This is a genomic window from Caballeronia temeraria, from assembly GCF_001544795.2.
Classification (GTDB): domain Bacteria; phylum Pseudomonadota; class Gammaproteobacteria; order Burkholderiales; family Burkholderiaceae; genus Caballeronia; species Caballeronia temeraria.
Window position 1 is genome coordinate 122,999 of record NZ_FCOI02000017.1, and the last position, 12,166, is coordinate 135,164.

At 60.1% G+C, this 12,166-nt stretch carries 13 protein-coding genes, 1 tRNA gene and 1 pseudogene; 10 read left to right on the forward strand and 5 right to left on the reverse strand.

Annotated elements, in window-relative coordinates:
- The first annotated feature begins 325 nt into the window (after positions 1-325).
- Positions 326-628 (forward strand): putative quinol monooxygenase, encoded by a 303-nt coding sequence (locus AWB76_RS23480; protein ID WP_061162529.1) that lies wholly within the window; start codon positions 326-328, stop codon positions 626-628.
- A gap of 294 nt (positions 629-922) precedes the next feature.
- On the opposite strand, the gene AWB76_RS23485 is transcribed toward AWB76_RS23480, so the two are convergent.
- Positions 923-1,993 (reverse strand): LLM class oxidoreductase, encoded by a 1,071-nt coding sequence (locus AWB76_RS23485; protein ID WP_244173428.1) that lies wholly within the window; start codon positions 1,991-1,993, stop codon positions 923-925.
- 846 nt (positions 1,994-2,839) lie between these two features.
- On the opposite strand from AWB76_RS23485, the gene AWB76_RS23490 reads away from it, so the two are divergent.
- Positions 2,840-3,475 (forward strand): SDR family oxidoreductase, encoded by a 636-nt coding sequence (locus AWB76_RS23490; protein WP_061162531.1) that lies wholly within the window; start codon positions 2,840-2,842, stop codon positions 3,473-3,475.
- Positions 3,476-3,633: 158 nt separating this feature from the next.
- Here the strand turns inward: AWB76_RS23490 and AWB76_RS41670 are convergent, their stop codons facing one another.
- Positions 3,634-3,795, reverse strand: coding sequence for a hypothetical protein (locus AWB76_RS41670; RefSeq protein ID WP_167357779.1), 162 nt, complete (start codon positions 3,793-3,795; stop codon positions 3,634-3,636).
- A gap of 830 nt (positions 3,796-4,625) precedes the next feature.
- On the opposite strand from AWB76_RS41670, the gene AWB76_RS43075 reads away from it, so the two are divergent.
- The 8 genes and pseudogenes from AWB76_RS43075 (at position 4,626) to AWB76_RS23520 (ending at position 10,858) form a co-directional block, all read left to right on the forward strand.
- Entirely contained in the window at positions 4,626-4,949 is a 324-nt protein-coding gene (locus AWB76_RS43075) for a DUF3331 domain-containing protein (protein ID WP_374729946.1), read from the forward strand.
- A gap of 45 nt (positions 4,950-4,994) precedes the next feature.
- Entirely contained in the window at positions 4,995-5,399 is a 405-nt protein-coding gene (locus AWB76_RS23495; protein ID WP_061162532.1) for a hypothetical protein, read from the forward strand.
- 212 nt (positions 5,400-5,611) lie between these two features.
- Entirely contained in the window at positions 5,612-8,299 is a 2,688-nt protein-coding gene (locus AWB76_RS23500; RefSeq protein ID WP_061162533.1) for an excinuclease ABC subunit UvrA, read from the forward strand.
- A 501-nt stretch (positions 8,300-8,800) separates the two neighbouring features.
- Positions 8,801-9,103: a co-chaperone GroES gene (locus AWB76_RS23505; RefSeq protein WP_061162570.1), complete on the forward strand. Its 303-nt coding sequence runs from the start codon at positions 8,801-8,803 to the stop codon at positions 9,101-9,103.
- 107 nt (positions 9,104-9,210) lie between these two features.
- Positions 9,211-9,526 (forward strand): annotated as a pseudogene (locus AWB76_RS39310) (TCP-1/cpn60 chaperonin family protein); the annotation flags it as partial.
- Positions 9,527-9,539: 13 nt separating this feature from the next.
- Positions 9,540-9,794, forward strand: coding sequence for a hypothetical protein (locus AWB76_RS23510; RefSeq protein ID WP_061162534.1), 255 nt, complete (start codon positions 9,540-9,542; stop codon positions 9,792-9,794).
- A 16-nt stretch (positions 9,795-9,810) separates the two neighbouring features.
- The gene (locus tag AWB76_RS23515; RefSeq protein ID WP_061162535.1) at positions 9,811-10,377 is read left to right on the forward strand and encodes a hypothetical protein; all 567 of its coding nucleotides are present in this window, start codon (positions 9,811-9,813) and stop codon (positions 10,375-10,377) included.
- A 136-nt stretch (positions 10,378-10,513) separates the two neighbouring features.
- Positions 10,514-10,858, forward strand: coding sequence for a hypothetical protein (locus AWB76_RS23520; protein WP_061162536.1), 345 nt, complete (start codon positions 10,514-10,516; stop codon positions 10,856-10,858).
- A 99-nt stretch (positions 10,859-10,957) separates the two neighbouring features.
- Here AWB76_RS23520 and AWB76_RS23525 read toward each other — a convergent pair.
- The 3 genes from AWB76_RS23525 to AWB76_RS23535 all read right to left on the reverse strand — a co-directional run bounded on the left by AWB76_RS23525 (position 10,958) and on the right by AWB76_RS23535 (position 12,150).
- A tRNA-Lys gene (locus tag AWB76_RS23525) sits at positions 10,958-11,028 on the reverse strand.
- 45 nt (positions 11,029-11,073) lie between these two features.
- Positions 11,074-11,637 (reverse strand): Hsp20/alpha crystallin family protein, encoded by a 564-nt coding sequence (locus tag AWB76_RS23530; RefSeq protein WP_061162537.1) that lies wholly within the window; start codon positions 11,635-11,637, stop codon positions 11,074-11,076.
- Between the two features lie 99 nt (positions 11,638-11,736).
- Positions 11,737-12,150 carry an Hsp20/alpha crystallin family protein gene (locus tag AWB76_RS23535; protein WP_061162538.1) on the reverse strand — a complete coding sequence of 138 codons (414 nt, stop codon included), beginning with the start codon at positions 12,148-12,150 and terminating at the stop codon, positions 11,737-11,739.
- Positions 12,151-12,166: the final 16 nt, after the last annotated feature.

Below are 12,166 nucleotides of genomic sequence, written 5' to 3' on the forward strand. Positions count from 1 at the left end.
TCACCCGCGACGCACCTGGGCCAGACTCCAACGCCGGATGCGAGGCGACGACAAGCGGTAATCGAACCGGTCCACTTCATCTACGCGCTCATTACAGAGTGCTTGGTCAAAAACGGCTGAGGCTGGCCGGTTGCCGAACCTGTAGCCGCGAACAGTGAGCAGCGGCCGCACGCTCTTCGGATTGCCGCAGTCGACCTAAGGAGACACTAACGGCACTTCGTGTGCTCAAAAGAGTAAGCTGGCAAGCGCACGCCATGCGTGCGTGAAGAGATCGAGAGGGATTCCTCGATATCCGTAAGCGGCATCAACACAGAATGAGGCAGACATGGTCAAGACAGCGCTGTTCGTCCGGCTCGAAGCGAAGCCGGGCAAGGAGCAGGAAGTCGAAAGCTTCCTGATGGGCGGATTGCCGCTAGTCGAGCAGGAGCCCGCGACGATCGCGTGGTTCGGGCTGAAAATCGCGCCATCGGTGTACGGCATCTTCGACGCGTTCCCCGACGACGGCGGACGCCAGGCGCACCTGTCGGGCAAAGTAGCCGAAGCGCTGATGGCGAGGGCCCCGGATCTCTTTGCTAGCTCGCCAGAAATTATGAACATCGATGTACTCGCGGCGAAGCTGCCGTCTTAGCCACGTCGGCTTCCGGTGCGCGACTTGTTACCGTCGCAGAGATTGGACCGCCTGGCCGTCGACAGACGGCCAAAGCCTGCGCATAACAGGCGCGAGCAGACAGATTCGTCAGTGACTCGTTCAACTCGGTAGGTAGACGGGGACGGTCGAGCTAACCGGCAAAGAGATCGTCCTGGGCGGTTGAATGGTCAAGGCCATCGACAAATGTCTCCGCGTTCACATCCGATGGCGGGGTATGGCTCGCGCAGCAACTTCCTTACGGACATTGTCAGATGCCATCTGTCTCGAGGGTCGTCATGTTGACATGACGAAGTCGGGTAGTACGAACTCGCCGAGCTCCTCGATGACCTCACCTGCGGGGCGTTGGCCATACTTCAGATTGATGATCACGTGGTTCACGCCGACCTCATCCTGCAAGGCGTGCAACAGTGCGATCAGGTGATTTCGTCCTAGCTGATACCCCAGGTGGATCGGCCGCGGCGGTGTCTGCGGGTTATCCGTCAGGTCGACGTATAACGACTGCGTGAAGGGTTTGAACACATCACCACATTCGGCACGAACCGTCGTGCGCCAGCGCTCGACCATCATCTGCTGAGCCTGCGGTGCACGCGGATAGGTTATCCAGCCATGACTGGAACGGGCAATCCACTCGAGCGTCTGGCGGCTATGGCCGGTGACAAAATAAGGAATTTCCGCCGCGGTCGGCTTTGGAATGAGGTCGGCTCCCTCAAGCTTACCGCCGGACCAGGTCAAAGGCACGAAACTGGTGAGCTGAACCTGGCGGAATACCGCGAGATATTCGCGGAACAGGCTGCCACGTTGCTCCGGGTCGACACCGAATGCTGGAAACTCGACTGGGCGGTCACCGGAAGCCACGCCGAGCAGCAGGCGGCCACCACTGAGCTGATCGACACTGGTTGCGGCCTTGGCGGTGTGTAGGGGGTTGCGGATCGGCAGGATCACCGACGCGGTACCCAGCGCAATCGAGCGAGTGTGTGCCGCCATGAAACCCAGGTAGACCCAGACATCGAAGACTTGGCCTGAATCACCGAAGCTGGGATCGCGTAACGGCACGTCGCGAAACCAGAGGGTAGAGAAACCCAGCTTTTCCACACGTTGGGCCAGGCTCACCTGGTCGAACATATTCGGCATATCGCCGGTGAAGGCTTCGAGGGGAAAGAACAAGCCTAGGCTCAGGCGGCCTTGACGAAAGGTGCGCTGAAAGCCAGGTTGTTGCTGATAGGGAATGGAATTCGGAGTAAACATGCTCTGGCCTACAGCCCTTCGCGATGGTGTTAAGTCTACGGCGAGGGGGCCGGCGCTTCTTTCAAGTTTCTCTCGAAACGTTTCGAAATCCTGCTTCATCGCGAGTTATTCTGAATCTGAATCTGACTCGTGAGAGGGGTAGTCTTACCGCGAGCACTGCACGATGCTGCTCACGACGCTGTCCAGCCGACGCCTCGCGTGCGGTCGCGAGTGAGCAGCATTTCGAAATAACTGCGCACGCGCCGGGAAGAAATGAAGGCCGGCACACTGTACTGTCGATGGATGCGTGCGCCGCACGGCGTGGCTCGCGCGAAGACATTAGTCAATTGTTCCATACGAGGAGTGCTGAAACCCGACGAGTGCGGCGCTGGCCAAAGAAACGAGCATGCTGGACAGTCGTGATGCACGCGGCGACGACCGGCGATAGGACGAGGACCGGCCGTGCAGGGCGATGGCAAAAGTCCCGTCTTTTGCCGCGATAGGTGAGAGAGAAAACTCGACCGTCATGCTGATGAATGCTTAGATTAACGAAGCATTGAACTGCTTGGCGCGATTTCGGTCGCTACCGCTGTCTTGCATATGCCCTTTCGCAATCGTGTGCTTCGATATCGCCAGCAAATTGCGAGCACGCCGGAAGGGTCTTGAAACCGAATATCGGCGGGTTGGCGCTTGGTAGCCCGGTGACTGGCCTTGACCTTCGTATCGTCACCCCGCCACGGGCTTGTGACGCTGGAGCGCCTTCTCCAGCATCGGAAGCAGTTCGATGTTTGACACTGCATGGAAGACTGCGCTCACAGTCGCAGAGAAACTCTGTGTGACGGGGAATAGCGGTTGGGCCCGCCGTTGCGACTTGCCCCGGCCTGATGGACGCAAAAGACTTTCGCTTTCTGATACTGGACTGTGAAAGCACGCAACGGCGCAGCACATCGTTCCAGGAGAAAAGTCATGAGCATTCTGTTGATTGGCGCAAGCGGAAGAACGGGTCGGCTAATAGCCGAAAAATTGCATGCCTCCGCCATCCCGTTCTGCCCGTTGATACGCAACGCGGCAAAGAGCGATGCGTTCGAGCAGTTGGGCGTCCGACCGCTCATTGCCGACCTGTCTGGAGATTTCTCGCATGTATTCAACGGCGTAGATACTGTCATTTATGCCGCCGGCTCGGCAGAAACCGAAGGCTCGGAGCAGGAACGCCTGATCGACCGCGACGCGATCATCAAGTCTGTCGAACACGCAAAGCAAAACAGCGTGGGTCGTTTTGTCGTTATCAGTGCATTGCTCGCGTACGCGCCGGAACGCTCGCAGCAAGCACTGCGACACTATGCGCAAATGAAACGCGAATCGGACGAACACGTGATTGCCAGCGGGCTCGAATACCTTGTCCTGCGCCCCGGCACGCTGACAATGGAGCCGGGAGTTGGAACCATCCAGATCGTTTCGGATGTCGACTCTGCGCGCGACCCGGTGGCGCGCGAAGATGTGGCCGAGGTCGTTCTCGTTGCGCTCAAGGCGCGACTGGTGAACAAGGTAATAGGCTTTGTCGGAGGAGACGTGCCTATTGGAGATGCGTTAGCCCGCGTGTAGCCGTGCGACCTGATCACGGCTTCAAATCCGCTTCTCGAACGCTTACCGCGTGCCTTGACGTTCTTCAGGCGAAGAATAAAAAAGACGTGCTGGGTCAGGTTATCTTCGTGCGTCTGTGGGCTCGCCCTGTGGATTTCCAGTACCGGCGACGGCCGAGTCTAGCTCTTCGGAGGTTCCTCTTCGGGCTCAGGGTGAACAGCAATCGGATCGCTTGCAGGGAAGGTCTCTCCGAGCGCTTCGTCCAGTTGTTCGTCCAGGGTCATCGGCGCTTCCTGGCCTCGCCTTTTGACTTCCGGGGTCGGTGCGACTTCCTTTGTCATGTTGCGCTCCATAAGGGAACCAGCGGAATTTCGCTGTTGCAGCGGCGTTGTGTACATGCAATCACGCTATTGGAGGCGGAGATCGCCACTTTCCGACTTGCTCCTTTTTGTCAGCAACCAAGCTGAGACCTTTCCCCGGCAAGACCGTTGAATTCATACTCCTCGCCGAAAGGCAGCGGTGATGTCAGCCAACCGTGCATACCCCGCCCGGCGTGTACCTTCGGATATTGAAGAGGCCGTTGACGCGATGACGATGAGGATGACGATGACATCAAGAGTAGGCTCTTGCCGGTTTCACTTCTTCCTCATTCTTGCAAGGATTTGTCGCAACTCTGCTTCTGCAGCGCGACTTCCGGTGTGAGCGTATAGCAGCATTGCGCAAAAACTGGATTGGCGCTGGGAAGAAAGTCTGCCACGCGCGCCCTACCGTGGCCCTAACGCGGACGAATCCGTGCAATGAAGGGCGTAGCCTGCGCGCGCGTTGGTCCATACATAACCGACGAGGAACAGCGATGAGGACCGTTGACGATATCGAACGAGATGTAGAGGACGAACCGAAGTGGGATCCGAACATCGCTCCATCAGATATCGGGGTAGCGACCAAGGATGGCGCGGTAACGTTGTCTGGTTTTCGCACGCGGCGTCGCTGCCTGACGGGACGCGAACGGAGCTCGTTTGATTACGTCTTGGGGCGTTCTGTTGCTATCCGTGTCAGCTGACTGATCTCCGTGTCTGTGTAATGAGAATCGAGGAACCGCATCATGCAAGCTCACTCTGGAGAACGCAGAACGACGCAATCAACAATGGCCCTCCTACCGGGCGAAGGCGAAATGCGTGTGCCCATTGTTACAAGTCATGTCCGTCCGCTGCGCGGTGATACCTACTTTGGAAATTGTATTATCCGCCTCCTCGAACGTGATGGTTCCACTTCGGCGACTGTTGCGTGGAGCGACTCGACCTCCTGCTTCTACGGCGCACAGCTATGGCGGCGCTGCAACGCGAAGAAGGCCGGGGTCTGCTCCCTGAGCGGCCAGACCATTGCGAGAGGCGACGCCGTATATCGACCCAGACGGGTTCAACATACCCCACGAAACGCCGAAGCAATGATTCTGGCTGCAGTGCTGGAAACTGTCTGTGTGGAGGGAGCGATCTGACAGTTCTACTCTGATCGGTCGCGGGTCAAGCACAAGGCGATTTTTATGGACAGGAATCTCTCGGAAGAATTGCATTGCGTGCCCCTTCAGTCTTCCGTCGACGAGGTGCCCGACTATGCGGCCCTGTTCGATGTGACACTGGTGCTCACGATCGCATTCTCGCTATTCGAACTCGCGGTCGAACTGCTTCGCCGTGAAAGCCTGAACGAAGTAGTGGCCCTCGTTGCTGCGACCGCAGTGTGGGCCATCCTCACATGCGGCGCAGAGGTTTTTATCAGCAGCACTCTGCTCCGATTCTACGTTCTCTTAAGTGCGGGAGTCGTTGCGAGCATCCTCATGCTGGTCTCGCACATCACATATGAACCTTTAGGGATGGCCCTTTACAGCCTGGACTGTCTGGGCAAATGTGCCGCTGTCATGCTGGCGATTCAGGCCCGATCAAAGCGGTGAGCGAGCCCTACAGCGCCGGGCACGGTGGCCAGCCCGGCCCTCGTCGTCAACAACAGTGGAGCCACAAGAGCCTCGCCGACTGCTTTCAGATTCACGCGATAGCCGTCTTAACTGCGCCAACTAATATCACAAACATGTATAGAAAATGCTCCGTGCGCCTTCATTAGTGTTCGCCCGATGCGCCGGGCCATGCTTATCCGCTGCTCATCGATATGGACGCCATCCGCAAGAAAGCTAGCTCGACGCCGCCGCCATCCAACGCACCCGCTTTCACCGGCTTCATGCGCGTGCGCGGCGCTCGCGAACACAATCTGAAAAACATCGACGTGCAGATTCCGCGTGATGCGCTGGTCGTCTTCACCGGCGTGTCGGGATCGGGAAAGTCGTCGCTGGCATTCGGCACGTTGTACGCCGAAGCGCAGCGGCGCTATCTCGAATCGGTCGCGCCCTATGCCCGGCGCCTGATCCAGCAGGTCGGCGTGCCCAAAGTGGACTCGATCGAAGGCCTGCCGCCCGCGGTGGCGTTGCAGCAGCAGCGCGGCACGCCGAGCGCGCGCTCGTCGGTTGGCAGCGTGACCACGCTGTCGAGTCTCGTGCGCATGCTCTATTCGCGCACCGGCGACTATCCGCCAAAGCAACCGATGTTGTTCGCCGAGGATTTCTCGCCGAACACGGTGCAAGGCGCCTGTCCGACTTGCCACGGACTCGGCCGCGTGTACGAGGTCACGGAAAAATCCATGGTGCCGGACGACTCGCTGACGATACGCGAGCGCGCAATCGCCGCATGGCCGCCCGCTTGGCACGGACAAAATCTGCGCGACATTCTTGTGACGCTCGGTTACGACGTCGATAAACCGTGGCGCGATTTGCCGAAGAAAGACCGCGACTGGATTCTCTTCACCGACGAACAGCCGACCGCGCCCGTGTACGCCGGCCTCACGCCCAAAGAAACCCGCGCCGCGCTCAAGCGCAAGGACGAACCGAGCTATCAAGGGACATTCACGGGTGCGCGCCGCTATGTGCTTCACACGTTCGCGAACACGCAAAGCGCGCTGATGAAAAAGCGCGTCTCGCAATTCATGATCGGCAGCGTCTGTCCAACTTGTCACGGAAAGCGGCTCAAGAAGGAAGCGCTGTCGGTCAAATTCGCCGGGCTCGATATAGGCGAGTTTGCTCAGTTGCCGCTAGCCACACTTGCGGGGCTGCTCGAACCGATCGCACGTGGCGAGTGGCCCGAACCGGATGTCGCACATCTGGGCAAAGACGCAGGCAAAGGCAGTGTGCTCAGCAAGGACGCCATGCGCGATGCCGTCGATCAACGGGTCGCCGCTGGCGGATCAGCGCATAAAGCTGCGCCCGATGTCCGGCGCACACCCAACCTGTCCGGAGAAAAACGCGTCGCCGCGCAACGCATTGCATCCGAGTTGCTCGAACGCCTGACGACTCTGGTCGATCTGGGTCTCGGTTATCTCGCACTGGAGCGCAGCACGCCCACGCTGTCTTCCGGCGAACTTCAGCGCTTGCGGCTCGCCACGCAGCTGTCATCGCAGTTGTTCGGCGTTGTGTATGTGCTCGACGAGCCATCGGCCGGCCTGCATCCCGCGGATGGCGAAGCGCTTTTCAGCGCGTTGCAGAGCCTGAAGGTCGCCGGCAATTCGCTGTTCGTGGTCGAGCACGATTTGCAGATGATGCGACGCGCCGACTGGCTCGTCGATGTCGGTCCGGCAGCCGGCGAAGCAGGCGGCCATGTGGTTTATAGCGGGCCGCCCGCCGGACTCGCCGAAGTGGAGGCTTCGCTTACGCGCCGGCATCTGTTCGCGCCGCCCGCGCCCGTCGCACGCACGACGCGCGAACCGGCGGGCTGGCTGCAGCTCACCGGCATCACGCGAAACAATCTCTATGGGCTGGACGCCGCGTTTCCGCTTGGCTGTCTGACTGCCGTCACAGGCGTGTCAGGCTCGGGCAAATCGAGCCTCGTGAGCCAGGCGCTGCCGGAACTGGTCGCCAGCCAACTCGGACGCGTCTTTGAAAACCCGGACGACGACGAGCAGGACCCGTTGCTCGCCGCCGCGAGCGCGCCGACCGGCGGCCACATCTCCGAAGGCATGGACGCGCTGCGGCGGCTCGTGCGCGTCGATCAAAAACCGATCGGGCGCACGCCGCGTTCCAACCTCGCCACCTACACGGGCTTATTCGATCACGTGCGCAAGCTGTTCGCCGACGCGCCGCTCGCCCGTAAGCGCCGCTACAGCACGGGCCGCTTCTCGTTCAACGTGGCGCAAGGCCGTTGCCCGACGTGCGAAGGCGAAGGCTTCGTCAGCGTCGAGTTAATGTTCCTGCCGAGCGTCTATGCGCCCTGCTCGACCTGTCACGGCACGCGCTACAACCCGCAGACGCTGGAAGTCACTTGGCGCGATAAGAACATCGCCGAAGTGCTCGGCCTGACTGTCGACGCCGCCTGCGATTTCTTCGGCGACGAAGCCCGCGTGATGCGCGCGTTGAAAGTGCTGCGCGACATCGGCCTTGGCTATCTCCGGCTCGGTCAGCCGGCCACCGAATTGTCCGGCGGCGAAACCCAGCGCATCAAGCTCGCCACGGAACTGCAACGCGCACAACGCGGCGACACGCTGTACATCCTCGACGAACCGACCACCGGCCTGCATCCCGCCGACGTCGACCGGCTGATGGTGCAACTCCAGGGACTCGTCGATGCCGGCAATACCGTTGTGGTGGTCGAGCACGATATGCGGGTCGCCGCGCAAAGCGACTGGGTCGTCGACGTCGGTCCGGGCGCGGGCGATGCCGGCGGCAAGATCGTAGCGAGTGGCACGCCAGGTGAAATCGTGCGTGCGAAGGAAAGCCGCACCGCCGGGTATCTGCGGCAGTACGTCGTAGCATGAGACAAGGAAGCGTGTGCGCTTGACGCCAAATTGAGTTCAGGGTCAGCAGTCAACGAGCGCTGCGCGATATTGGCGGCGTCGTGCAGCAGGTCTGCTGTTGTCGTAAGCGCGAATTTCTCGGCACGAAGCGCAACGGAGTGAGACGTCACGCTTGCTTGCGTCCGCAATCTACATCTGCGGACGGAACCATGACGACGACACTTGACCACGACACATGTGGGCTGATGGCGCGCCGGCCCCCGTGCCCTGCAGCGGCTATATCTCGCCGGCGAGAACACCGGGGGCGCACGGCTTATCGGTTCGGCCGAGTACATCGCATTCTGCTGCTGCGCTGTTACAAACAGTTACAACAGGAGCGTTCGCCACCCCTTGAATCAAAAAACGCCTACCCTTATTTCGCTTTTCGCCAGGCTTGGCTCGGCTGCACCGTGGAATTTAGCGTATCGCACTCGTGCAGCGGATTCCTTTATTGGTGATCCTTTAATCGCTCAGGAGATGGAGATGCAGATTCGTCCCCTCTACGACGGGGTTATCGTCAAGCGAATCGAAACACAACGGACGACGGCTTCGGGCATCGTAATTTCCGATTCAGCAGCAGAAAAACCAGAACACGGCGAAGTCGTCGCAGTCGGCAGCGGCCGGCTGCTGCGCCTGCTCCAGCTACAGGTCGGTGACCTGGTTCTATTCGGCAAATACGGAGGCCAGACCGCCAAGGTCGATGGCGAGGAGTTACGCGTCATGGGCGAGAAGGACGTCAGGGGCGTTCTCGAGACGGACGCCGGTTCAGCGCGCATGGCCGCGTGAACTTAAATCGGATCCCCGACACTCGACGGGTGACGCCGGTAGTGCGACCAGTCAATGCATCGGTAAATCGCGACCCGCTGGTCAACGACAAACTCCGGAGCAATAAAATGAGCGCAAAAGAGGTCAAATTCCACGACACCGCCCGTGCTCGCATCGTCAAGGGCGTCAGTGTTCTGGCCGATTCCGTGAAGGTTACCCTTGGGCCCAAAGGGCGAAATGTACTGACCGAACGCGGCTTCGGCGCGCCGGTCATTACGAAGGATGGGGCGTCAATCGTCAAGGACGATCGAGGTTAAGAACCGGTTCGAGAAGATGGACGCGCAGATCGTTAAACAGGTCGCTTCGAAGACGGCGGACGGGGCCGGCGATGGCACCACAACCGCTACCGCTCTCGCCCAAGCGATCGTTCAGGAAGGCATGAAGCTAGCGAGCTGACATGAAACTCGAACTTCGTATTGATTCCACGCCGCTCGAAGTCGAACTCGACGATGTCATTGCGGCGCTCCTGGCGCTCCGGCTCGATCTACCCGATGACGCGAATCGCGAAGACGCCCTGGCTCGCTATCTGAGCGAAAAAGGTGCGCCTTGGGTACTTGACGAGGAGCACATGCGAAGGCGCATTCTCCGTCGTCTGATCCTCGACATCGCCGACCCGGCCTTGATCATTCGACATCTCATGACTAGTCAATGACGCCCTGGAGCATGACATGATGAAAGGGACCTACAAGCCGAACGACTCGACGAACCACGCGAGCTCGGGCGCTCGCGCTAGCGAGGCGATGCCCGATGGCGCCGTCGCGCGTATTGTCTCCAAACTTGAGAATATCGTGACGCTTATGCGTCAAACCACGATGCAACGCGGTTGTTCGTCAAGTCACATCCATATTCCCGCAGCGCCGTCCCGCATGGACATGGCGATTTTGATTGCCTTGGCCGAGACGTACGGCCAAGCCATCGTCGAAGATCCGTGCTTTTACCCCGTGATTTCTTTTGTGGCGGAGCGCGGCGGCGTCGCCCTTGTCCAGCAAGTTCTCTTCGGCGACTCGATGAATTCCATCCCATCGGGAACTGCATGCAATGATGCGCTCTCCTCGCTGCTAGAAGAGGCTCGACCCGCTTTCGAGTTTCTCTGCGGCACTTGGCCCGAAGCCTTTATGGCACAAGCGAACACCGCCCTGCGCCGGCTCGGCTTTTCGGCGGTCACGAGACGCATGAAGACGCGGCAAACGAGATCGATTCGCCCCACGGACGACGGGGCCAACGCTGCGCGATAACCGTGGAGATGCAAGGAGCCCTTGGAATTGGGCATGTTCTACAACATGGTGCTTTGCCCGGTGTCCGCCTGGTCTGACTGATATGCCCAGAGATTCACGAGCGCCAGGCGCGCCGTCGCCCAGGCTCCCGTCCGGCGTGCTCGGCCTGGACTACCTCAAGTTTTCGCAATTGTCGGTGAGCGACGAATTCCTCGTGCGAGAAGCGATCGACAGCCCAGCCGTGGAAGGCGCGTTGGCTTCCATTCGCTCAGGTACGATGCGCGCCGCGCGACCCGCCATGAAAGTATTCTTCGATGGTTGCCGGTTCTGGATGGCGAGTCACGCCCACCGCTATCAGGCCGCCCGCGTTCTCGGCGCCTGCCATCAGGAATTCTGGTGCGACATCCAATCCGGCACACACAACGATGCTGTCCACTATGCGTCAAGGACTGCGAGCGCCGGCCGTACGCGCCATAACGCGCGCGTTTGCGCGACGAGCTGATCGTCTCCCCTCGACTCAGCCGATCGGTCGTCCCGCTGACTACCAAGAGATCCGAAAGTGCGACACCTGCGGCGGCAGCATTGACGTCGGGATATCTCATGGGCCACTGCGTTCGAACCAGTGACCAACGGATTAAAAATCCGCTGCTCTACCAGCTAAGCTAACGGCCCCACTTGCCGATCGACATGCTGCGGGCATCGCACTATGCGGTCATCCTAGCCAATATCGATCGTGCGGCTCGCGGAACGCGCCGACTCCGACTTCGGCACGGTCAACGTGAGTATGCCGCGGTCGAACTTGGCCAGGGCGCGATCCGGCTCGGCGTTCTCCGGCATCGGAATGGTCCGCGTAAAGCGCCCATAGGCTCGCTCCAGCCGGTAGCAGCCGTCCTCTTCGCTGCGAACGTCCTGTTTCTTCTCGCCGCGCAAGACGAGCGCGCCATCCTCGACGCTTACGCTCACATCCTCGCGTTCCATTCCGGGCAACTCAGCGGTCACGCGCAGCACCTTTCCTTCGTCGACGACGTCAATACGCGGCTGGAAGCGTGATGAACTGAAGTCACCAAACCATCTTTCCAGCGCCCCGCGTCCGGCAAAGGGGTCGTGGAAAAACCCTTCGACTGCACGCCATGGGTCGCGCGAGAAGAATCGAGGCATGTCAGGCCACGCCGAGCGCCATTGTTCGCTGCCGGGCGGGCGCTCCACGTTGTCCGCATCGGACTTGCGCGTCGACCCACGGAGGAATTTGAACGGGTTCCATTTTTTTGGATCGGTGTTCATGGTTTACTCCTGCGGATTTCATCAGCAGAACGACCGAATGACCGGGTGGCGGTCTCTTGAACCGCCACCTCGAGGTCCCCTGCTGCTTTCCCCGCTTGCCTACTCAGCTCCCGTACGCACTTCAATCCGGCGGGGGCGGGCTTCGTCCCGACGCGGTATCGTCAGTTGCAGCACGCCGTCCTTCAGATTGGCATCGATCTTCGATGCATCCAGGTCGGACCCGAGAGAGAACGCTCGCGCGAAGTGGGGCTGGCGGATCTCGGCGTGCTGCAGCCGCAGCCCGGACGGAGTCGGCACCACGGCCTCTGCCTCGATGAACAGATTTCCGTCGTGGACCTTCACGTCGAGCCGGTCCTTCGTTACGCCAGGCAAATCCGCCCACAAGACGACGCCCTGGCTATTCTCAAAGATGTCCACCGGCGGCGTTAGGGTGATTCGCCGCTCCGACGACCCCTTGTCTCTGCCGGCTACCGCGTTTTCGCCTTTACTGGCAAGCTCTGTTGTCGCGTTCACGATGTTCTCCTTCGAC

What these genes read in the sequence shown, in the direction of transcription:
- AWB76_RS23480 (WP_061162529.1), top strand. Translation starts at nt 326, where the DNA reads ATGGTCAAGACAGCGCTGTTCGTCCGGCTCGAAGCGAAGCCGGGCAAG.
- AWB76_RS23485 (WP_244173428.1), bottom strand. Translation starts at nt 1,993, where the DNA reads ATGAAGCAGGATTTCGAAACGTTTCGAGAGAAACTTGAAAGAAGCGCC.
- AWB76_RS23490 (WP_061162531.1), top strand. Translation starts at nt 2,840, where the DNA reads ATGAGCATTCTGTTGATTGGCGCAAGCGGAAGAACGGGTCGGCTAATA.
- AWB76_RS41670 (WP_167357779.1), bottom strand. Translation starts at nt 3,795, where the DNA reads ATGACAAAGGAAGTCGCACCGACCCCGGAAGTCAAAAGGCGAGGCCAG.
- AWB76_RS43075 (WP_374729946.1), top strand. Translation starts at nt 4,626, where the DNA reads ATGCGTGTGCCCATTGTTACAAGTCATGTCCGTCCGCTGCGCGGTGAT.
- AWB76_RS23495 (WP_061162532.1), top strand. Translation starts at nt 4,995, where the DNA reads ATGGACAGGAATCTCTCGGAAGAATTGCATTGCGTGCCCCTTCAGTCT.
- AWB76_RS23500 (WP_061162533.1), top strand. Translation starts at nt 5,612, where the DNA reads ATGGACGCCATCCGCAAGAAAGCTAGCTCGACGCCGCCGCCATCCAAC.
- AWB76_RS23505 (WP_061162570.1), top strand. Translation starts at nt 8,801, where the DNA reads ATGCAGATTCGTCCCCTCTACGACGGGGTTATCGTCAAGCGAATCGAA.
- AWB76_RS23510 (WP_061162534.1), top strand. Translation starts at nt 9,540, where the DNA reads ATGAAACTCGAACTTCGTATTGATTCCACGCCGCTCGAAGTCGAACTC.
- AWB76_RS23515 (WP_061162535.1), top strand. Translation starts at nt 9,811, where the DNA reads ATGATGAAAGGGACCTACAAGCCGAACGACTCGACGAACCACGCGAGC.
- AWB76_RS23530 (WP_061162537.1), bottom strand. Translation starts at nt 11,637, where the DNA reads ATGAACACCGATCCAAAAAAATGGAACCCGTTCAAATTCCTCCGTGGG.